This window comes from Agrobacterium sp. CFBP 3001, from assembly GCF_027871605.1.
In the GTDB taxonomy this organism is placed as follows: domain Bacteria; phylum Pseudomonadota; class Alphaproteobacteria; order Rhizobiales; family Rhizobiaceae; genus Agrobacterium; species Agrobacterium leguminum.
Genome location: NZ_JAQAHD010000006.1, coordinates 204,217 through 223,982 on the forward strand (window position 1 = coordinate 204,217; position 19,766 = coordinate 223,982).

Annotated in this window: 18 protein-coding genes; 6 read left to right on the forward strand and 12 right to left on the reverse strand. The window is 61.2% G+C overall.

All coding sequences use genetic code 11. The features are described from left to right. Window positions 1-3: 3 nt before the first annotated feature. Entirely contained in the window at window positions 4-1,713 is a 1,710-nt protein-coding gene (gene ureC / locus PH605_RS10880) for an urease subunit alpha (RefSeq protein ID WP_142844918.1), read from the forward strand. An 18-nt stretch (window positions 1,714-1,731) separates the two neighbouring features. On the opposite strand, the gene PH605_RS10885 is transcribed toward ureC, so the two are convergent. Beyond that, window positions 1,732-2,058 (reverse strand): hypothetical protein, encoded by a 327-nt coding sequence (locus PH605_RS10885; protein ID WP_078051692.1) that lies wholly within the window; start codon window positions 2,056-2,058, stop codon window positions 1,732-1,734. Continuing rightward, window positions 2,055-2,558, reverse strand: a complete 504-nt coding sequence (locus PH605_RS10890; protein WP_142844917.1) for a hypothetical protein — start codon at window positions 2,556-2,558, stop codon at window positions 2,055-2,057. Before PH605_RS10890 ends, PH605_RS10885 begins: the two co-directional genes overlap by 4 nt. A gap of 223 nt (window positions 2,559-2,781) precedes the next feature. On the opposite strand from PH605_RS10890, the gene PH605_RS10895 reads away from it, so the two are divergent. The 5 genes from PH605_RS10895 (at window position 2,782) to aidB (ending at window position 6,363) form a co-directional block, all read left to right on the forward strand. Continuing rightward, window positions 2,782-3,318 carry a peroxiredoxin gene (locus PH605_RS10895; RefSeq protein ID WP_003520599.1) on the forward strand — a complete coding sequence of 179 codons (537 nt, stop codon included), beginning with the start codon at window positions 2,782-2,784 and terminating at the stop codon, window positions 3,316-3,318. A gap of 355 nt (window positions 3,319-3,673) precedes the next feature. Then, on the forward strand, window positions 3,674-4,159 hold the full coding sequence (ureE, locus tag PH605_RS10900; protein WP_003520598.1) for an urease accessory protein UreE: 486 nt from the start codon (window positions 3,674-3,676) through the stop codon (window positions 4,157-4,159). Window positions 4,160-4,162: 3 nt separating this feature from the next. Further along, window positions 4,163-4,834, forward strand: a complete 672-nt coding sequence (locus PH605_RS10905; protein WP_161987848.1) for an urease accessory protein UreF — start codon at window positions 4,163-4,165, stop codon at window positions 4,832-4,834. An 89-nt stretch (window positions 4,835-4,923) separates the two neighbouring features. Then, complete coding sequence (ureG, locus tag PH605_RS10910; RefSeq protein ID WP_003520595.1) at window positions 4,924-5,535, forward strand: urease accessory protein UreG; 612 nt, start codon at window positions 4,924-4,926, stop codon at window positions 5,533-5,535. Window positions 5,536-5,538: 3 nt separating this feature from the next. Further along, window positions 5,539-6,363, forward strand: coding sequence for an AidB family quorum-quenching N-acyl homoserine lactonase (gene aidB, locus PH605_RS10915; protein WP_142844916.1), 825 nt, complete (start codon window positions 5,539-5,541; stop codon window positions 6,361-6,363). A 72-nt stretch (window positions 6,364-6,435) separates the two neighbouring features. On the opposite strand, the gene PH605_RS10920 is transcribed toward aidB, so the two are convergent. From PH605_RS10920 to PH605_RS10965, 10 genes are all read right to left on the reverse strand, one after another. Continuing rightward, window positions 6,436-7,125 carry a Crp/Fnr family transcriptional regulator gene (locus tag PH605_RS10920; RefSeq protein ID WP_078051694.1) on the reverse strand — a complete coding sequence of 230 codons (690 nt, stop codon included), beginning with the start codon at window positions 7,123-7,125 and terminating at the stop codon, window positions 6,436-6,438. Window positions 7,126-7,593: 468 nt separating this feature from the next. Next, complete coding sequence (locus PH605_RS10925; protein ID WP_065655114.1) at window positions 7,594-10,914, reverse strand: efflux RND transporter permease subunit; 3,321 nt, start codon at window positions 10,912-10,914, stop codon at window positions 7,594-7,596. A 13-nt stretch (window positions 10,915-10,927) separates the two neighbouring features. Continuing rightward, window positions 10,928-12,121, reverse strand: a complete 1,194-nt coding sequence (locus PH605_RS10930; protein WP_003520590.1) for an efflux RND transporter periplasmic adaptor subunit — start codon at window positions 12,119-12,121, stop codon at window positions 10,928-10,930. 556 nt (window positions 12,122-12,677) lie between these two features. Then, window positions 12,678-13,670 carry an ABC transporter substrate-binding protein gene (locus tag PH605_RS10935; protein WP_020813653.1) on the reverse strand — a complete coding sequence of 331 codons (993 nt, stop codon included), beginning with the start codon at window positions 13,668-13,670 and terminating at the stop codon, window positions 12,678-12,680. A gap of 20 nt (window positions 13,671-13,690) precedes the next feature. Beyond that, a complete protein-coding gene (locus PH605_RS10940; protein WP_142844914.1) occupies window positions 13,691-14,563 on the reverse strand; it encodes an ABC transporter permease in 873 nt (290 codons plus the stop codon). Next, entirely contained in the window at window positions 14,560-15,435 is an 876-nt protein-coding gene (locus tag PH605_RS10945; protein ID WP_078051698.1) for an ABC transporter permease, read from the reverse strand. The genes PH605_RS10940 and PH605_RS10945 overlap by 4 nt, the downstream gene beginning before the upstream one ends. Window positions 15,436-15,669: 234 nt before the next feature. Continuing rightward, the gene (locus tag PH605_RS10950; RefSeq protein WP_142844913.1) at window positions 15,670-16,464 is read right to left on the reverse strand and encodes an ABC transporter ATP-binding protein; all 795 of its coding nucleotides are present in this window, start codon (window positions 16,462-16,464) and stop codon (window positions 15,670-15,672) included. Continuing rightward, the gene (locus tag PH605_RS10955; RefSeq protein ID WP_161987847.1) at window positions 16,461-16,904 is read right to left on the reverse strand and encodes an NUDIX hydrolase; all 444 of its coding nucleotides are present in this window, start codon (window positions 16,902-16,904) and stop codon (window positions 16,461-16,463) included. The genes PH605_RS10950 and PH605_RS10955 overlap by 4 nt, the downstream gene beginning before the upstream one ends. After that, entirely contained in the window at window positions 16,901-18,358 is a 1,458-nt protein-coding gene (hydA, locus tag PH605_RS10960) for a dihydropyrimidinase (RefSeq protein WP_142844912.1), read from the reverse strand. Before hydA ends, PH605_RS10955 begins: the two co-directional genes overlap by 4 nt. Next, window positions 18,355-19,602, reverse strand: a complete 1,248-nt coding sequence (locus tag PH605_RS10965; protein ID WP_142844911.1) for a Zn-dependent hydrolase — start codon at window positions 19,600-19,602, stop codon at window positions 18,355-18,357. The genes hydA and PH605_RS10965 overlap by 4 nt, the downstream gene beginning before the upstream one ends. Window positions 19,603-19,766: the final 164 nt, after the last annotated feature.

Genomic DNA, 19,766 nt, shown 5'->3' on the forward strand with positions numbered 1-19,766 from the left:
CCCATGCCCTACAAGGTTTCCCGCGCCGCCTATGCCGGCATGTTCGGCCCGACCGTTGGCGACAAGGTGCGTCTTGCCGATACCGAACTCTTCATCGAGATCGAGAAGGACCACACGATCTATGGCGAGGAAGTGAAATTCGGCGGCGGCAAGGTCATTCGCGACGGCATGGGCCAAAGCCAGGCGACGCGGGCCGAAGGCGCGGTTGATACCGTCATCACCAATGTGGTGATCGTTGACCATAGCGGCATCTACAAGGCGGATGTGGGCCTGAAGAACGGCCGCATCCACGCCATCGGCAAGGCGGGCAACCCGGATACGCAGCCCGGCGTGACGATCATCGTCGGCCCGTCGACCGAGGCGATTGCCGGCGAAGGCAAAATTCTGACGGCTGGCGGCATGGACGCGCATATCCACTACATCTGCCCGCAGCAGATCGAAGAAGCGCTGATGAGCGGTGTGACCTGCATGTTGGGCGGCGGTTCCGGCCCTGCGCATGGCACGCTCGCCACCACCTGCACCGGCGCATGGCACATCGAGCGGATGATCGAAAGCTTCGATGCCTTCCCGATGAATCTGGCGCTGGCGGGCAAGGGCAATGCCTCGCTGCCTGCCCCTCTGGAAGAGATGATCCTTGCCGGCGCGTCGTCGCTGAAGCTGCATGAGGACTGGGGCACGACACCGGCCGCCATCGACAATTGCCTGACGGTGGCCGATCAATACGATGTGCAGGTGATGATCCACACCGACACGCTGAACGAAAGCGGTTTCGTGGAAGATACGGTCGCCGCCATCCGTGGCCGTACCATCCACGCCTTCCACACCGAAGGGGCGGGCGGCGGGCACGCGCCCGATATCATCAAGGTCTGCGGCAATCCCAACGTCATTCCGTCTTCCACCAACCCGACACGGCCCTATACCGTCAATACGCTCGCCGAACATCTCGACATGCTGATGGTGTGCCACCACCTGTCGCCGTCCATCCCTGAAGATATCGCCTTTGCCGAAAGCCGCATCCGCAAGGAAACCATCGCGGCGGAGGATATTCTTCACGATATCGGCGCGTTTTCGATCATCTCTTCCGACAGCCAGGCCATGGGCCGTGTCGGCGAAGTGGCGATCCGCACCTGGCAGACGGCTGACAAGATGAAGCGCCAGCGCGGCCGCCTGAAGGAAGAGACCGGCGAAAACGACAATTTCCGTGTCCGCCGCTATATCGCCAAATATACCATCAACCCGGCCATCGCCCAGGGTGTCAGCCACGAGATCGGCTCCATCGAAGTCGGCAAGCGCGCCGATCTGGTGTTGTGGAACCCGGCCTTTTTCGGCGTGAAGCCGGAGATGGTGCTGCTTGGCGGCTCGATTGCCGCCGCCCCGATGGGCGATCCGAACGCCTCCATTCCCACACCGCAGCCGATGCATTACCGGCCGATGTTCGCCGCCTATGGCAAGCTGCGCACCAATTCCTCGGTCACTTTCGTGTCGCAGGCGTCGCTGGATGCGGGGCTTGCGGGGCGCCTCGGGGTCGCCAAGAAGCTGTTGCCGGTGAAGAATGTGCGCGGTGGTATTTCCAAGGCGTCGATGATCCACAATTCGCTCACCCCACATATCGAGGTCGATCCGGAAACATATGAGGTGCGGGCGGATGGCGAGCTTTTGACCTGCGAACCGGCAACCGTGCTGCCGATGGCGCAGCGTTATTTCCTGTTTTGAGGAACGGCTGCTCCGCGCTCAGATGCACATGAGCGCGGTCAGCAGGCTTGCAACGCCGGCCATGAACAGCCCCATGGCCGCCATTGCGGGGACCTTTATCCTCGGCTGATCGATGATTGCGTCCGCTTCGCCCGCAAGCAGGGTTATGGCTTGCAGAAACAGGTAGAGGCAGAACAGCAAAGAGGCGCTGAAAAACAGGGCGGCTGGGTAAACCAGCCAATTGGAAAGGTCCGGCGTCCTGTTCTTGAAAGTGGCCAGAAGGAGGATCAGCGAAAGCCCGGCGCTGGCGATGATGCGGAAAACCGCCAGCATTTCCTTGGTCGATTCCTTGTTGCCGTCGTTCATTTGGACCGCTTGCGCCACCAGGACAGCCCCAGGATATCTTTCATCAGGTACGGCGGCTCGGTGTGGCTGTTGCGCTTGTCCTGAAATTTTTTCGATGAAGGCAGCTTTTTCTTCTCCGCTTGCCGCTTTGCATAGGTCTCCTCCCAGCAGGCGATGAATTCATCCGCGTGTCTGTAGCCAAGCTCGCAGGGCACTTTTCCGCTGCGCGCCGAGGCGCTGAGCGTTTCCACGTCAATGATGCGATGGGCGAATGCGCCCACCGCACTGGCCTGCAGAGTGACGACTTCATCGATGTACCATGACCGCCATTCGGCGAAACTCTTGCCGTCTACCTTTTCCGCGACCTTCCGCAGCAAGTCTCCATCCATCTTTTCGCAGACATCCGTGACCAGCCCTGCGACGAAGCCACGCAAATTGGAGCATTGCGGGCCGTCGCTATAGTCGAAATAGGCTCTGAGGGTACTGTCGAGATGATTGAGTACGCGATCTTTCAAAATCAATTTCAGTGTCTCCCGTTGGGTGGCGGAATATTACTTAAAAGTGTATTTATGTAAACTGTTCCTTATAGTTGTATCAGGTAGTATCGGGACTGTTTGAATCTCCTTTGAAATCGGGATTTTTATGTTGCACCGCAGCGCGTCTTGCGCTATGGAAACGGCAAAAGAATTCCGCGCGGATCGATCCCAAGCGATCCCCGTAAAACGCCAGAACAGGAGACAAGACATGCTCGGCAAAAAAGTGCCTGCCGTAACCTTCCGCACGCGCGTTCGCGATGAGGCCGTCGGTGGCCCCAACCCGTTCCGTTGGCAGGACATGACCTCCGACGATTATTTCAAGGGCAAGAAGGTCGTTCTGTTTTCGCTGCCCGGCGCCTTTACGCCGACCTGCTCGACCTACCAGCTTCCCGATTTCGAAAAGCTGGCGGGCGAGTTCCGCGCGCTCGGCGTCGATGATATCTATTGCCTGTCGGTCAATGACGCCTTTGTCATGAATGCCTGGGCAAAGGGCCAGAACCTCGAAAATGTCAAGGTCATTCCGGATGGTTCGGGTGAGTTCACCCGCAAGATGGGCATGCTGGTCGCCAAGGACAATCTCGGCTTCGGCATGCGCTCCTGGCGTTACGCCGCCGTCGTCAACGATGGCGTCGTTGAGCAGTGGTTCGAGGAAGAGGGCTATTCGGACAATTGCGAATCTGACCCTTACGGCGTTTCCGCGCCGCAGAACATTCTGGAAAACCTGAAGGCACGCGCTGCGGCCTGATTTGGGTTTTAAGATTTTTGCGAAAGCCCGGCCGCAATGCCGGGCTTTTTTCGTTTTCTGGGACGTGATTGTCTTTCGCGGTGCCGCATCATCCGCACACCGTCACCCCGGATTAGATCCGGGGTCCAGTGCGATCAAGTCCTTGATCGCGAAAGACTCCTCTCACGGCGCAGACGCGCCGTGGCTGGATGCCGGATCCAGTCCGGCATGACGGAGGAGAAGTTGCCGGACGCCTCAAGTCTTTCTGTCTGCAATGCCGGCCTTTTTCACGCCTTGCATTGTATCCACCTTGAAATCACCCCGCCTATCCGGCAAAAATCAGACCCCCAAGACTGTTTCTGAAACGGATCATCCCATGCTGCGCGTCACCTCCTATCATCCGGCCGGAACCCCTGCCGACGAAGCTTCCGGTTATGTCACCCTGGCGCATGACCAGCGGCATCTGCGCCGCAAGCTTCTGCATCTGCAAAATGATGAGATGGTGATGCTGGACCTGAAGGAAGCCGTGCTGTTTGCCCATGGCGATCTTCTGGTGGTGGAAAACGGCGACCTGATCGAGGTCCGGGCGGCGGATGAAAAGCTGTTCGAAATTAAGGCGAAGGATCGGCTTCACCTGATCGAGCTCGCCTGGCATCTGGGCAACCGGCATCTTTCCGCGCAGATTGAGGAAGAGCGTATTCTCATCCTGCGCGACCATGTCATTCGCGCCATGCTGGAAGGTCTGGGCGCCACCGTGCGTGAGGTGGAAGAGCCATTCCAGCCGGCGCGCGGCGCTTACCACGCCCATGGCGGCCATTCCCATGGGCATGACCACGGGCACCACCATCACGATCACGGCTGAGCCGTGAGTGAAGATCACGGCGTTGCCGCGTTGCTGCGGCTCATGGCCTGGATGTCGCCTGCCTTTCCCGTCGGCGGTTTTTCCTATTCCGGCGGGCTTGAAAAGGCGGTGGAGGATCGTCGCATCGGCGATGCGGCGGCCTTGCGCGACTGGCTCGAAACGCTGCTGCGCCACGGCAGCCTGTGGAACGATGCGGTGTTTCTGGCGCATGCCTGGCGCAGCGCCGGGGATGCGGCCATCTTGAGCGAAACGGCCGATCTGGCGCGGGCGCTGGCCGGTTCGGCGGAGCGATACCGCGAGACGGTGCTTCTGGGCGATGCCTTCGTTGCCGCCGCCGGCGCATGGCCGCATGCGGTTCTTGAGTTGTTGCCGAAAGACGTTCCTTATCCCATCGCCGTCGGCGCGGTCGCCGCCGGTCATGCGGTGCCGCTCAGGGAAACGATTGCCGCCTTTTTGCATGCCGGCGCCTCGCAGATCGTTTCAGCGGGCATCCGCCTCGGGGTCGCGGGACAGAAGGATGGCGTTGCCATTCTGGCCGCAAGCGAGGCGATCATCGCAGAGATGGCGGCGCGGGCGATGCAATCCACGCTCGACGATCTCGGCAGCGCGACGATCATCGCCGATACGGCAGCCATGCGCCATGAAACGCAGGGCACCCGGCTTTTCCGGTCCTGAAAGGGCGGCACGATCCTTGCATATATTGAAGCGTCCCGTTGAGGGACTATGGTGAAACAAGACCAAAGCATATCGAAGGGAACAGAGTGATGAAATCGGGTAATGGGCCGCTGCGCGTCGGCATTGGCGGGCCGGTCGGTTCTGGCAAGACGGCGCTGACGGAAAAGCTCTGCAAGGCGATGAGCGCCGATTATTCGGTCGCGGTCGTCACCAACGATATCTACACCAAGGAAGATGCCGAGGCGCTGGTGCGCATGCAGGCGCTGCCGTCCGAGCGTATCGTCGGGGTCGAGACGGGCGGTTGCCCGCATACGGCCATTCGTGAGGATGCGACGATCAATCTGCAGGCGATTGCCGGGCTCAATGCGCGGTTTCCCGATCTCGATGTGGTCTTCATCGAATCCGGCGGCGACAATCTCGCCGCGACCTTTTCGCCTGACCTCGCCGACATTACCATCTATGTGATCTCCGTCTGCCAGGGTGAGGAAATTCCGCGCAAGGGCGGGCCGGGCATCACCCGCTCTGACCTGCTGGTCATCAACAAGAAGGACCTTGCGCCCTATGTCGGTGCTGACCTCACCGTCATGGACAGCGATGCGACGCGCATGCGCAACGCCATGCCCTTCGTTTTCACCGATATGAAACGCGGCGACGGCGTGGATCGCATCGTCGGTTTTCTGAAAGAGCAGGGCGGTCTCTGAAATATGGCTATCGCCCGCCGTTTCGGTGCTTACGAGGTTTCCCGTTTTGTCGACGGTGTCTACAAGGCGCCGGTCGGCCATCTCATCCATCGTCAGGGCGCCGAAGCGCTGGCTGCGGCCCTTGCCGGCCATCGGGGCGAAACGGTGGATATGGACGTCAACTGCTTTGCGCTGTCCGGGCCTGACGGCATCTGGCTGATCGATGCCGGTTGCGGCACGGCCTGGGGTGCGGCCTATGGCCATGCCCGCGCGGCGATGATCGCCGCCGGGATTCAGCCGGCCGATGTGACGCGTGTCATCCTCACCCATATTCATGGCGACCATGCGCTTGGCCTCATCGACGGCGACCGGCCTTATTTTCCCAATGCTGACATATGGGTTCCCGAGGCCGATCTTGGCTTTTTCAGCAGCGCGGAGGCGCGCAAGAGCCTGCCGCCGGCCCGGCAGGGCGGGTTCGACCTTGCCGCGCGGCTGCTCGACATTTGTGGCCCGATGCTGCGGCCGATCCCCATGGGCGTGGTTGCCGAGGGTATCGAGGCAGTCGCCATGCCCGGCCATACACCGGGGCATACCGGTTATCTGATCGGCAATGGCGACGAGCGGCTGTTATTATGGGGCGATGTGCTACATGTCAGCGCGTTGCAGGTGAGAGATCCCGGCGTCGGTTTCGTCTATGATATCGATTCCGCGCTTGCTTACGAAACACGCCTCAAGGCGCTGGCCGAGGCAGCCGATCATGGCTGGCTGGTTTCCGGCGGTCATCTCGGCGGATTTTTCCGTGTCGAGCGGCAGGGCGACAGCTTCCGTTTTGTGCCGCAGCCGGACTGATTTTCCGATTTCGGGCATGCAGAAGGGCGGAATGCCTGATGGCATCCCGCCCTTCGTCCTCTCCCGGTATTTTCAGATCTGCTTCAATGCGGCGACGTCATTGACCTGCACGATGCGTCCGCGCACGGTAACGCCAGCCTTTTTCAGCGCCGAAAAGGCCCTCGACAGCGCTTCCGGCGCGAGGCCGAGCTTGCCGGCGAGCAGGCTTTTCTGGAACGGCAGCCGCAGCGAAAAGGATGTCGCGTCGCGCGGGCCCTGATTGATGAGGTAATGGGCGACGCGTTGCGGCGCCGTCTGCAGCCGGTCATTGGCGATGCAATCCATCGTGGCCAGCAGGCTGTTGGACAGGCAGCGCATGACGGCCTTGGCGATGGCCGGCTCCTGATCGATCAGACTGCGGATTCTCGCAAGTTCGAACCGCGCCACGGTGCAGCTTTCCGCCGCCTGCGCGCTGTAGCGATAGGTATCGCTGCCGAAAATCAGGCATTCGTTGAAGGTATCGCCGGGGCCGCTGACGCGCACATCCGCCTCGCGTCCATGCCGGTCCAGCCGGTAAAGCCTGACGTAACCCGACAGTACGCAGTAGAAATGCTGCGCCGCTTCGCCTTCCTTGAAGAGCACATGGCGGGCGTTCACATTGGTGATGGTCGCCGCCTCCATCAGCTTCAACGCCGCCGCATCATCCGCTATCCCGATCAAGGGTGCACGCAGCAGAATGTTCCTGTCCCTGTTGCTCAGCTTCACGGTCTTGTTCACGTCCATCCGGCTCCCGCTCATACCTTTTGCCGGGCTGTCCGAAGCGAGACGAAACCGGGGATGTTCGTGTTCCCGCACGCCTATCTGAAAAGAGCTCATCGCATTATCCTTCGACCGGCAATTCCCGATGCGAGGGAGATTAGCAGTTCACCTGGAAAGCGAATTGATTTCGATCAAACAGGATTGCAGTCGTTACGGGAGGAAATGGTTCGTCCATTCGGGCTTAGAAGCACAGCGGGAATATGGAGCGGGCGAGCGCCGCATATTTCTTCTCCCCGAGGGGGAGAAGGTCGCGGCAGCGGGATGAGGGGGCAAGGCCAGAGATAGATCGAGCGCTAGCCCCCTCATCCGACCCTTCGGGCCACCTTCTCCCCCTCGGGGAGAAGAAACAGGTGGCGACGTTTTGCCCCTTAAACACCCCCAAAAGAAACGCCGGGCACAGGGCCCGGCGTCTCAATCGTTATTCTGCAAGCTTCACTCCGCAGCGAGCGGCGGTAGCCGCAATATGTTGCTGCCCTTATCCGCGGCCTTGTCGCCGGTGCCCTTTTCCATGCTGGCGACGCGTGCCTCCAGCGAGGAGAGCGCCAGGCTGTTTTCGCGGGCGATCTCCGAGAGTTTCTCGTTGGAGAGGGCCTCTTCCTCCTCTTCCTTCTTGCCGACGAAGCGGCCGAAGAGGTGGGCGAGCAGGCGCGACAGGTCGTCCATGATGAGGAAGAAGGCCGGCACCACGATGAGGGACAGCACCGTCGAGACGATGATGCCGCCGATCACCGCAATCGCCATTGGCGCGCGGAACGAGCCGCCTTCGCCGACGCCGAGTGCGGATGGCAACATGCCCGCCGACATGGCGATGGAGGTCATGATGATCGGGCGGGCGCGCTTGCGGCCGGCCTCCACCATGGCATGCACCCGTTCCATGCCGTGGCGGCGCATTTCGATGGCGAAATCCACCAGCAGGATGGCGTTCTTCGTCACGATGCCCATCAGCATCAGGATGCCGATGAGAACGGGCATGGACAGCGCGTTCTGCGTGATGATGAGCGCGACCGCCACGCCGCCGATGGCAAGCGGCAGCGAGAACAGGATGGTGAAGGGCTGGATGACATCCTTGAACAGCAGGATGAGCACGACCAGCACCAGCATCAGGCCGAGCAGCATGGCGTTGACGAAGCCCTGCTGCATTTCGCCCTGCACCTTGGCGTCGCCGCTTTCGGCGAGGCGCACGCTCGCCGGCAGGTCGGTTTCCGACACGATGCGCTTGAACTCGGCCGTCGATGTATCGAGCGCCGTGCCGAAGGGCACGTCGGAGCCGATGGAGACGACGCGGTTGCGGTCGTTGCGCTTGATCGAGCTTGGGCCTTCCGAATAGTCGATATCGGCAACGCTATAGAGCGGCACCAGCGACCCGGAGGCGGTCTTGATCTTCAGCGCGCGGATGGTGGCGAGATCGCGGCGGGTATCGAGCGAGGCCTGCACGCGGATCGGAATCTGCCGGTCATCCAGCGAAATCTTCGTCAGCTGCGCATCGATATCGCCGATGGTGGCGACACGCACGGTCTGAGAAATCTGCTGTGGCGTGATGCCGAGACGGGCGATTTCATCCTTGCGCGGGCGAATCTGCAGTTCGGGGCGGGGCAACGCACCTTCCGAACTGACATTGGCAAGGATGGGCGAGGCGCGCAGGCGGCTTTCGAGAATACCGACGGCGTCGTTGAGGTCCTTCTCGTTCGTCGAGAGGAAGTTGAAGGAGAGCTCGCGTTCCGCACGGTCGTTCAGCTTGATGATGCGGACATCCGGGATGCCGCGCACCTGCGCGAAAATATCCCGTTCCACATCCCATTGCGGACGTGTGCGGCCCTTTTCCTCCACCTTCGGCAAGTATGGGCCGATGAGCGGGATGGAGCCGAGGCCCTTGTTGACCACCAGCTTGAGCAGCGAATGGTCGATGTGCTGGAGGATGACGTTGACGGTGGCGCGGCGAAGCTCCAGATCGCCCTTGGGCGAAGCGCCGCCAAGGATGAAGACGCTTTCAACGCCGTTGATGTCACGCAGGGCATGATAAATCTGCGTCGTCGTGCGGTCGGTTTCGTCGAGCGTCGCATTGGGCGGCAGTTCCACCGAAAGCGTCACGCGTGAGGCGTCGTCCGGCGGCAGGAAGCTGCCCGGAACGCCGGCAAGCAGAATGACGGAAGCGACGAGGAAGCCGATGGCGCCGAGCAGCGTCAGATAGCGCGCCCACCACTTGCGGGTGGTGGCGGTTACCATGCGCGTATAGGCCTTCATCAACCGGCTGTCATTGTCGTGGTGATCGTCCATCGCATCTTCGGCGCGCATCAGATAGGCCGCCATCAACGGTGTGATGAGGCGGGCCACGGCGAGCGAGAAGAACACCGAGAAGGCGACGGTGAGGCCGAACTGGATGAAGTACTGGCCGGGAATGCCGGGCATGAACGACACCGGCACGAAAACCGCGATGATGGTGAAGCTGGTGGCGATGACGGCGAGGCCGATTTCATCCGCCGCTTCGAGTGCCGCCCGATAGGGCGTCTTGCCCATCTTGATATGGCGGGCGATGTTCTCGATTTCCACGATGGCGTCGTCGACGAGAATACCCGTGGCGAGCGTGAGCGCCAGGAAGCTGACGAGATTGAGCGAGAAGCCCATGATATCCATGATCCAGAAGGTCGGGATCGCGGAAAGCGGCAGGGCCACGGCGGCAATCAGGGTTGCGCGCCAGTTGCGCAGGAAGAGCAGGACGACGATGACGGCGAGGATCGCGCCTTCGATCAGCGTGTCGAGTGCGGCCTTGTAGTTGCCATAGGTGAAATAAACGGCGTCATCGACCATTTCGATCGACACGTCCGGATGATTCTTGCGCACCTCATCGAGGCTTGCCGCCACGGTTTCGGCGACCGAGACCTCGCTTGCGCCCTTGGAGCGGAACACCGCGAAGGTGACGGCGGGATTGCCGTTGAAGCGCGAGAAGGATTTCTGCTCCTCATAGGTGTCGGTGACCGTGCCGAGTTCGGAAAGCTTGACGAAACGACCGTTGGAAAGCGCAATCGTGGTATTGGCAAGCTGGCTCACATCGCGCGTATCGCCGAGCGTGCGGATGGTCTGTTCGTTGCCGCCCACCTGGCCTCGGCCCGAGCCGAGATCGACGTTCGTACCGCGCAGCTGGCTGTTCACCTCGGTGGCGGTGATGCCATAGGCGTCGAGCTTTTCGGGGCTCAGCGACACGCGAACTTCGCGGTCGGCGCCGCCGTAACGGTCGACCTTGCCGATGCCGGACTGGCCCTGGAGCGAACGCTTGATCGTGTCATCCACGAACCAGGACAGTTCTTCCAGCGTCATGTTGGGCGAAGAGACGGCGAAGGTCTGGATCGCCTGTCCCTCGACGTCGATCTTGCTGACGACGGGCACTTCGATATCGGCGGGCAGATCGCTGCGGATCTTGTCGATGGCGTCCTTGGTGTCCTGAACCGCTTCTTCCGTCGGCTTTTCGATGCGGAAGACAACCGTTGTCGTCGACTGGCCGTCGACCACGGTGGACTGGATTTCGTCGACACCGCTGATGGCGGCGACGGCGTCCTCGATCTCCTTCGTCACCTGCATTTCCAGTTCGGACGGCGAAGCGCCGCTCTGGGTCACGGTAACGGCCACGACGGGAACGTCGATATTCGGAAAACGGGTGATGGGCAGGGTGTTGAACGCCTGCATGCCGAGGATCATCAAAAGCGCGAAGCCGAGCAGCGGCGCAATCGGGTTACGGATTGACCATGCGGAAAAGTTCATCTCATTCCCTCAGTCAGTTGGACGCAGCCGTCTGGGCTTCCACCGGTCTTATCCGGTCACCATCACGCACGAATGCTCCAGCTTTCTCGACAACCTTGTCTCCAGCGGCAAGACCGCTGACAATCTCGATAAAACCGCCGTCTTCGATGCCGGTCTCGATCTTCACCTGCTTGACGACGTCGCCTTCCACCTTGCGGGTGGTCGAGCCTTCACGCCCGGAGGTGACGGCCGACAGCGGCAAAGCGAGCGCATTCGTCTCCTCGACGATGATCGCCGCGCTGGCATACATGCCGGAACGCGCCGGGCTGTCGGTCGGCAGAACCACATGCACGGAGCCGAGGCGCGTCGTCGGGTCGACGGTGGGTGAAACGAGGCGCACCTTGCCTTCTATTTTCTCAGCTCCGCCGGCAACCGTCAAATAGGCTTTCTGGCCTGCCTTGACCTTCTGGATATCGGTCTCGGAGAGATCGGCGACGAGTTCTATCGCGCCATCCTTGATGACGGTGAACAGCGGATTGCCAGCACCGCTGGCGATTGCGCCAACCTTGGCGTTCTTGGCGGATACGATGCCGGCGACCGGGGTTTTCACGCCGGTGCGCGTCAGCTTCAGATCGATGTCGTCGATCTGCGCGTCGACGACCTTGATGTCGGCCTCGCCGGCGGAAACGGCCTGTTTGGCCGCATCGAGGCGAGCCTGCGCCACCTGCGCGGCCGCTTCGGTCTTTTCCGTCTCGGAGACGGAGCCGGAGCCGCTCTGGCCGAGCTTTGCAGCGCGGTCGCGCTGGCGAAGGGCGTCATTGAGATTGGCCTGCGCTTCCAGCACCTGGGCTTTCGACTGGGTGACGGAGGCTTCGGCCTTGGCCTTGTTGGCCTCAAGCTGGCTCTTTTGCAGCACGAGGCTGTCGGAGGACAGCACGGCCAGAACCGCATTCGCTTCCACCCGGTCGCCGATATCGGCATTCAGCGTGTCGATCGACAGGCCGTCGACCAGCGGCTGGACGTAAATCTCGTCCACGGGGCGGATCGTGCCGGTGGCGATGATGCGGTCCACGAGATCGCGTTTTGCCGCATGGGCGACGATGATGGAAGGCAGGTTCTGCTGTTTGACCGGCGCCTGCGCCTCTCCCTCGGCGGCTGCGGAGAGGGGAAGCGCCGTTGCGGAAAGAAGAAGGAATACAAAGCGGTTAAACGTGACTTTATGCTGCATGTGTCTTGGCTCGCGCAATATCCGATCACATGTCCTGCAGCCCCAGGGCTCAATTAGAAGGTCATGCGATAGCGAATGTGAAACAAGGGATCACAATACTTCCTTTTCGATCCTCCCGATTCAAACGCCCCTCAACGCGAATCTTAAGCACCTTTGCCCTGTGCTTATTTTACAAGATCAAATTTGGCAGTCTTGTGGGCGGGACTGTAATTCTTGTTGTCGTACAAATCAATCCGCATAGCCGCGATGGTTGATATACATTTTTGTATAGGTCGGGATATTGTAATTCGTCAAATGGGTTACCAGCGAAATGGGCGCATTTCGGCAAAGCCTCCAAAAGAAGATCGACGCCAGATGGGAAATCGAGTTAAGCGATTCTCACCGACGTCATCTTCGGCCTTGTGCCGAGGATCTGCAACGTTTTGATTTTGTTGACGTGGTTAGATCCTTGGGACAAGCCCAAGGATGACGTCGAGAGAGTTGTCGCCCTGGTACCAATCATAAATCAGGACGCGCGGACCTCCCGCGCGCTCCATTATCTAGGCGTCACTTCGAATTATTTCAGCGCCGCATCGGTGATTTCGGTGGTGTAGGCGCCTGTCGGTTCCTTGGTGATGACCGGGTCGGAACCGCCGCCAAGCAGCGTCTTGACGGTACGGTCATAGTCCGCCTTGTCGAGTGCGCCCTTCGAGCCGGCGGTGAGTTTTGCCACTTCGCCCATCATGCGCTTCTGGTGTTTTTCGGTCTGGGCGCCGGAGGCGTCGTTTTCGAGAACGATATCGGCGGCGTCGTCAGGGTTTTCTTCGGCCCATTTCCAGCCCTTCATGGAAGCGCGGACGAATTTGACCATGTCTTCCTTGAACTTGGCGTCCTTCAGCTTGTCTTCCAGAACGTAAAGCCCGTCTTCCAGCGTCGCCACGCCTTCCGCCTCGTATTTGAAGGTGACGAGTTCCTCCGGCTTGATGCCGGCATCGATGACCTGCCAATATTCATTATAGGTCATGGTGGAAATGCAGGCGGCCTGCTTTTGCAGCAGCGGATCGACATTGAAGCCCTGTTTGAGAACAGTCACGCCATCGGCGCCGCCGGTTGTCGGGATTTTCAGATGCGCCATCCACGACAGGAACGGGTATTCATTGCCGAAGAACCAGACGCCCAGCGTCTTGCCCTTGAAATCCTCCGGCTTGGTGATGCCGGTTTCTTTCAGGCAGGTCAGCATCATGCCTGACGATTTGAACGGCTGGGCGATATTGACCAGCGGCACGCCCTTTTCGCGGGTGGCGAGTGCGGATGGCATCCAGTCGACGATGACGTCCGCACCGCCGCCGGCCAGAACCTGCGCGGGTGCAATGTCCGGGCCGCCGGGCTTGATGTCGACATCGAGGCCTTCGGCTTCGTAAAAACCCTTGTCCTTTGCGACGTAATATCCCGCGAACTGCGCCTGGGTGACCCATTTCAGCTGCAGGGTAATCTTGTCGGCGGCCTGCGCTCCGAATGCGGTCAGGAGTGACGCGCCGGCAAGAAGCATGGATGCAAGTTTCATTTTCATCGCTGTTCCCTTTTTCGTTATTACGTTCGTCCCCCACGGACGGACGGATGCCAGAAGGTGACGGCCCGCTCCGCGAGCGCCACGAGACCATAAAAGCCGGAGCCGGCGAGCGCGGCGACCGCGATTTCGGCCCAGACCATATCGACATTGCTGCGGCCCATTTCCGCCGAAATGCGGAAACCCATGCCGACGATGGGCGTGCCGAAGAATTCCGCGACGATGGCGCCGATCAGCGCCAGCGTGGAATTGATCTTCAGCGCGTTGAAGATGAAGGGCCAGGCGGCGGGCAGGCGCAGTTTCACCAATGTCTGCCACCAGCCGGCGGCATAGGTGCGCATCAGGTCGCGTTCCATGTGGCTGGAAGCGGCAAGCCCCTGAACCGTGTTCACCAGCATGGGGAAGAAGGTCATGATGACAACGACGGCGACTTTCGACTGCCAGTCGAAGCCGAACCACATGACCATGATGGGTGCTACGCCGACGACCGGCAGAGCCGAGACGAAATTGCCGATGGGCAGCAGCCCGCGCTGGAGGAAAGGCGAGCGGTCGATGAGGATGGCGACGGCAAAGCCGAGGCCGCAGCCCAGCACATAACCCGTCAGTACCGATTTGATGAAGGTCTGGCGGAAATCGGCCCAGAGGATCGGCAGGGAGCCGGCGAGCCGTACGAGGATGGCGCTTGGGGCGGGCAGCAGAATGGGCGGCACGGAAAAACCGCGCACCACGCCTTCCCACAGCGCGAGGATGGCCAGCCCGAAGAGGAGCGGCACGGCGATGCGGCTGATGCGCTTTGCAGCTGGCGTGGAGACGTGGCGGCGCACCAGCCATTCGTTGAAGGCCCAGGCGGCAAACCAGAACAGGATCGCGCCGAAAAACCAGCCGGGATGGGTCATGGCCGGGCTCCCATTCTCTTGAGGACGGCGGCATGGGCGATGCCGATGATGGATACGAGCAGCGCAGCCACACCGGCGGCCATGAACAGCGCCGCCCATATCTGCACCGTCTGGCCGTAATAGGAACCGGAAAGCAGACGCGCGCCAAGCCCGGCAACAGCGCCTGTCGGCAATTCACCGACGATGGCGCCGACCAGCGCAATGGCGACGGCGATCTTCAGCGAGGTGAAGAGATAGGGCAGCGCCGCGGGCCAGCGCAGCTTCCAGAATATCTGGCCGGGTGAGGCATTATAGGTGTGCATCAGGTCGAGCTGGATCGTCTCCGGGCTTCGGAGACCCTTCACCATGCCGACGACGATGGGAAAGAAGGAAAGATAGGTGGAGATCAGCGCCTTCGGCAGCAGCCCGGAAATGCCGATGGAGTTCAGGACGACGATGATCATCGGCGCGACGGCAAGGATGGGGATGGTCTGGCTGGCGATGATCCACGGCATGACGGAGCGGTCCATGGCGCGGTTATGCACGATGGCGACGGCAAGCAGGATGCCGAGTACCGCACCGATGGCGAAACCGAGCAGCGTGGCCGAGAGCGTAACGCCGGCGTGGTAAATGAGGCTGCGCTTGGAGGTGATGGCCTTGTTGACCGTGGTGTCCCACAGTTCGGCGGCAATCTGGTGCGGGGCGGGGAGAACCGGGCGCTCCTGGGCGAAGGTTTGCGGCAGGAGCTCGAAGAAGCCCGGCGTTTGACCGGCGCGGGTGGCCTGATCGCGGGCGAAGGGCATGTTGAGGTAGATGACGGCGAGGTGCCAGAGGATGAGGATGGCGAGGAGGACGGTTAGGATGGGGAGGATGCGGTGGCGGAGGAGGGTCATGGGTTTTCGCTCCGCCGCTTTTGCCGCGGGTGGGGCTTAGCGGTGCCTTCTGGGTGTGGCTTACCCCCCTCTGTCCTGCCGGACATCTCCCCCTCAAGGGGGGAGATCGACTCGTGGTGAGGTCTCGCACGTCTTAACCTTTGCGAATGAAGCGGTGGTCGCGCCTCTTGCTGATCTCCCCCCTTGAGGGGGAGATGCCCGGCAGGGCAGAGGGGGGTAATGCTGGCGCTGACCTCACCCCTCATAGCTATGCCCCGCCTTCAGCCCCTCACGCACCCGATGCGCAATCGCCAGAAACTCCGGCGTCTCCCTGATGTCCAGCGGCCTTTCCCGTGGCAGCGTCGATGTGATCACATCCGTCACTCTGCCCGGCCGCGGCGACATCACGACGATCTTGGTCGAAAGATAGACCGCTTCGGGGATGGAATGGGTGACGAAGCAAATGGTCTTGCCGGTCGTATCCCAGAGTTTCAGCAGTTGTTCGTTGAGGTGATCCCGCACTATCTCATCCAGTGCGCCGAAGGGCTCGTCCATCAACAGCAGGTCGGCATCGAAGGCGAGAGCGCGGGCAATGGAGGCGCGCTGCTGCATGCCGCCGGAAAGCTGCCAGGGATATTTCTTGCCGAAACCGTTGAGGTTGACGAGATCGAGCGTGCGCTCGACGCGCTCGCGCTGCTCGGCCTTGGTATAGCCCATGATTTCGAGCGGCAGCGCAATGTTCTTTTCGATGCTGCGCCACGGATAAAGGGCGGCGGCCTGAAAAACGTAACCGTAAGAGCGGTCCCGGCGGGCGTTTTCCGGCGTCGTGCCGTTGACGGTGATGTCGCCGGATGTGTGTTTTTCCAGATCGGCGATGACCCGCAGAAAGGTGGTCTTGCCGCAGCCGGAAGGGCCGATGAAGGAGACGAAATCGCCTTTGCCAACCTCCAGGTCGACATTGGAGAGTGCGTGCACCGGGCCATCGCCCGTTTCGAAAGTAAGGCCGAGATTTCTGGCGGAAACGACGGAATAGGGGGAGGCCTGGTTCATCTGGGCTTGGTTTCGCTTTCCGTCAGGGCCGCGCGCGCCAGCGGCAGTATTTGGGTTTCCGTAAGCCTTGCGATCGTTACGCCGGTGTGGCCGTCGAGATCGAGCCAGCGCACTTCCTCTATTTCCGCCTGCGGGGCCACATCGGCATGAAGCCTCGCGATGAATGTATGGGCGACGACGTCCGCCCCCGTCTCATTGGCGGCCTCCTCGCGAAAGACGCCTTCATAACGGGCGGCATTTTCGGGCAGCGTCAGGCCGATTTCCTCGGCAAGTTCGCGGTGAAGCGCCTGTTCCGGCGTTTCGCCTGGATCGATCTTGCCGCCCGGCTGCATGAATTGCGTGGTGCCGCGCTTGCGCACGACAAGCATCTGCCGCCGCTCATTGAGGAGAACGGCGGCGGCGATGACGATTTCGCGTTTCGGCCCGGTGCTCACGGTCATACACCCGATGCCGGAATGCCGCTGCGCTCCACCTTGCGCGGCGCGACGAGTTCCTTCCAGGTGGAAAGCGCCCGGCTGACGGCTGGATACGCATCGCGGGCGATGAACTGGCCGTGGCCCGGCTGCGTTTCGATGGTAGCCTCCTCGATGCTGACGAGACCGCGCGACAGGGTGTAGCGCGGCAGGCCTTTGACCTTCTGGCCTTCGAACACGTTGTAATCGATGGCCGATTGCTGGCTCGCCGCGCTGATGGTCTTTTCCAGCGCCGGATCCCAGACGACGATATCGGCATCGCTGCCGACGAGGATCGCGCCTTTTCTCGGATAGATGTTGAGGATCTTGGCGATGTTGGTGGAGGTGACGGCGACGAATTCGTTCATCGTCAGCCGGCCGGTCGCCACGCCATGGGTCCAGAGCAGCGGCATGCGATCTTCCAGCCCGCCGGTGCCGTTCGGTATCCTGCGGAAATCGCCAAGGCCGAAGCGTTTCTGTTCGGTGGTGAAGGCGCAATGGTCGGTCGCCACACATTGCAGCGAGCCTGATGCCAGACCCGCCCAGAGGCTGTCCTGATGTTGCCGGTTGCGGAAGGGCGGCGACATGACCCGGCGGGCGGCGTGATCCCAATCGGGATTGGCATATTCGCTTTCATCGAGGATCAGGTGCTGGATCAGCGGTTCGCCATAGACCCGCATGCCGTTTTGCCGGGCGCGGCGGATGGCTTCATGGGCCTGCTCGCAGGAGGTGTGGACGACATAAAGCGGCGCACCGGCCATATCGGCGATGATGATGGCGCGGTTGGTGGCCTCGCCTTCCACGGCGGGCGGACGGGAATAGGCATGCGCCTCCGGCCCGACATTGCCCTGCGCCATCAGCTTTTCCTGCATCTGCGCGACGATATCGCCGTTTTCCGCATGCACGAAGGGAATGGCGCCCAGTTCGGCGCAGCGCGAGAAGGAGGCGAACATCTCGTCGTCATTCACCATCAAAGCGCCCTTATAGGCCATGAAGTGCTTGAAGGAGTTGATGCCTTTTTCCCGCACCAGCGTCTTCATCTCGTTGAAGACCTGCTCGCCCCACCAGGTGACGGCCATGTGGAAGGAATAATCGCAATTGGCGCGGGTCGCCTTGTTGTCCCATCGCTGCAGGGCATCAAGAAGCGATTGCCCCGGCTCCGGCAGGCAGAAATCCACCACCATGGTCGTGCCGCCGGCAAGCGCCGCGCGCGTGCCGCTCTCAAAATCATCGGCGGAATAGGTGCCCATGAAGGGCATTTCCAGATGCACATGCGGATCGATGCCGCCGGGCATGACATAACATCCGGTGGCATCGAGTACCGTGCCGCCGGTCAGATCAGGCCCGATCTCGGTGATCCTGCCGCCTTCGATCTTCACATCGGCCTTGTAGGTGAGGTCGGCGGTGACGATGGTGCCGTTCTTAATGATGGTGGCGGTCATTCCGCGATCTCCGCAGTCTCCAGCACTGCATGCAGCAGCACATCGCAGCCGGCGGCTGCCCATTCCGGCGAAATTTCTTCGGCCTCGTTGTGGGAAAGCCCGTCTACGCAAGGGCAGAAGATCATGGTGGAGGGGGCGACCCTTGCCGTCCAGCAGGCATCGTGGCCGGCGCCGGAGATGATATCCATGTGGCTGTAGCCGAGTTTTTCGGCGGCGGAGCGCACGCGGCCGACCAAAACGGGGTCGAAGGTGACGGGATCGAAATGGCCGATGGCCTCGATTGAGCAGCCCACGCCGAGTTCTTCGGCGATCTGCGGCACCTCGCGTTCGAAGATGGCGCGCATGCTGTCGAGTTTCGCCTGTGAGGGGGTTCTGAGGTCGATGGTGAAGACCACCTTGCCGGGCAGCACATTGCGGGAATTGGGCGTGAAGATCATCTGGCCAACGCCGGCGACGGCGCCCGGCTGGTGGGCCATGGACACCTCCTGCACCTTTTCGAGAATGCGGGCGGCGGCAAGGCCGGCATTGACGCGCATGGCCATCGGGGTGGAGCCGGTGTGGGCTTCCTTGCCGGTCAGCGTCACTTCCAGCCACCACAGGCCCTGGCAATGGGTGACCACGCCGATTTGTTTGCTTTCCGCTTCCAGGATCGGCCCCTGTTCGATGTGATATTCGAAATAAGCGTGCATTTTGCGCGCGCCCACCTCTTCCTCGCCCAGCCAGCCGATGCGCTTCAGCTCTTCGCCATAGGTCTGGCCGTCGGTATCGGTGCGGCCATAGGCATAATTGAGATCGTGAATGCCGGCGAAGACGCCGGAGGCCAGCATGGCCGGGGCAAAGCGCGCGCCTTCCTCGTTTGACCAGTTGGTGACCGTGATCGGGTGTTTGGTTTTGATGTTCAAGTCATTCAGGCTGCGCACCACCTCCAGCCCTGCCAGCACGCCGAGCACGCCATCGAACTTGCCGCCAGTCGGCTGGGTGTCGAGGTGGCTGCCGATATAAACGGGAAGCGCGTCCGGATCCTCGCCGGGGCGGGTGGCGAACATGGTGCCCATGCGGTCGACGCCCATCGTCAGCCCGGCCGCTTCGCACCAGCGCTGGAACAGGCGGCGGCCTTCCGCATCCTCATCCGTCAGCGTGCGGCGATTATTGCCGCCGGCAATGCCGGGGCCAATCTTCGCCATATCCATCAGACTGTCCCACAGACGGTCGCCATTGACCGTCAAGTTCTTACCCGCCGCCATGAAGTGTCGTCCTCACCTGTTTTGTTTTTATCGAAGCAAAGCTTGTGCCGTTCCCTTTTTTGCCGGTTAAGATAACAGCCATTGCCTTGTGGTGGCGATGGGGGATAAATTGACCGGCTGGTAAACATTGCAAATTCGCGGTGGCGTCAGCAAGGGATTTTGTG

Coding starts and splice junctions, on each gene's coding strand:
- ureC (WP_142844918.1), top strand. CDS start 4: ATGCCCTACAAGGTTTCCCGCGCCGCCTATGCCGGCATGTTCGGCCCG.
- PH605_RS10885 (WP_078051692.1), bottom strand. CDS start 2,058: ATGAACGACGGCAACAAGGAATCGACCAAGGAAATGCTGGCGGTTTTC.
- PH605_RS10895 (WP_003520599.1), top strand. CDS start 2,782: ATGCTCGGCAAAAAAGTGCCTGCCGTAACCTTCCGCACGCGCGTTCGC.
- ureE (WP_003520598.1), top strand. CDS start 3,674: ATGCTGCGCGTCACCTCCTATCATCCGGCCGGAACCCCTGCCGACGAA.
- ureG (WP_003520595.1), top strand. CDS start 4,924: ATGAAATCGGGTAATGGGCCGCTGCGCGTCGGCATTGGCGGGCCGGTC.
- aidB (WP_142844916.1), top strand. CDS start 5,539: ATGGCTATCGCCCGCCGTTTCGGTGCTTACGAGGTTTCCCGTTTTGTC.
- PH605_RS10920 (WP_078051694.1), bottom strand. CDS start 7,125: ATGGACGTGAACAAGACCGTGAAGCTGAGCAACAGGGACAGGAACATT.
- PH605_RS10925 (WP_065655114.1), bottom strand. CDS start 10,914: ATGAACTTTTCCGCATGGTCAATCCGTAACCCGATTGCGCCGCTGCTC.
- PH605_RS10930 (WP_003520590.1), bottom strand. CDS start 12,121: ATGCAGCATAAAGTCACGTTTAACCGCTTTGTATTCCTTCTTCTTTCC.
- PH605_RS10935 (WP_020813653.1), bottom strand. CDS start 13,670: ATGAAAATGAAACTTGCATCCATGCTTCTTGCCGGCGCGTCACTCCTG.
- PH605_RS10940 (WP_142844914.1), bottom strand. CDS start 14,563: ATGACCCATCCCGGCTGGTTTTTCGGCGCGATCCTGTTCTGGTTTGCC.
- PH605_RS10945 (WP_078051698.1), bottom strand. CDS start 15,435: ATGACCCTCCTCCGCCACCGCATCCTCCCCATCCTAACCGTCCTCCTC.
- PH605_RS10950 (WP_142844913.1), bottom strand. CDS start 16,464: ATGAACCAGGCCTCCCCCTATTCCGTCGTTTCCGCCAGAAATCTCGGC.
- PH605_RS10955 (WP_161987847.1), bottom strand. CDS start 16,904: ATGACCGTGAGCACCGGGCCGAAACGCGAAATCGTCATCGCCGCCGCC.
- hydA (WP_142844912.1), bottom strand. CDS start 18,358: ATGACCGCCACCATCATTAAGAACGGCACCATCGTCACCGCCGACCTC.
- PH605_RS10965 (WP_142844911.1), bottom strand. CDS start 19,602: ATGGCGGCGGGTAAGAACTTGACGGTCAATGGCGACCGTCTGTGGGAC.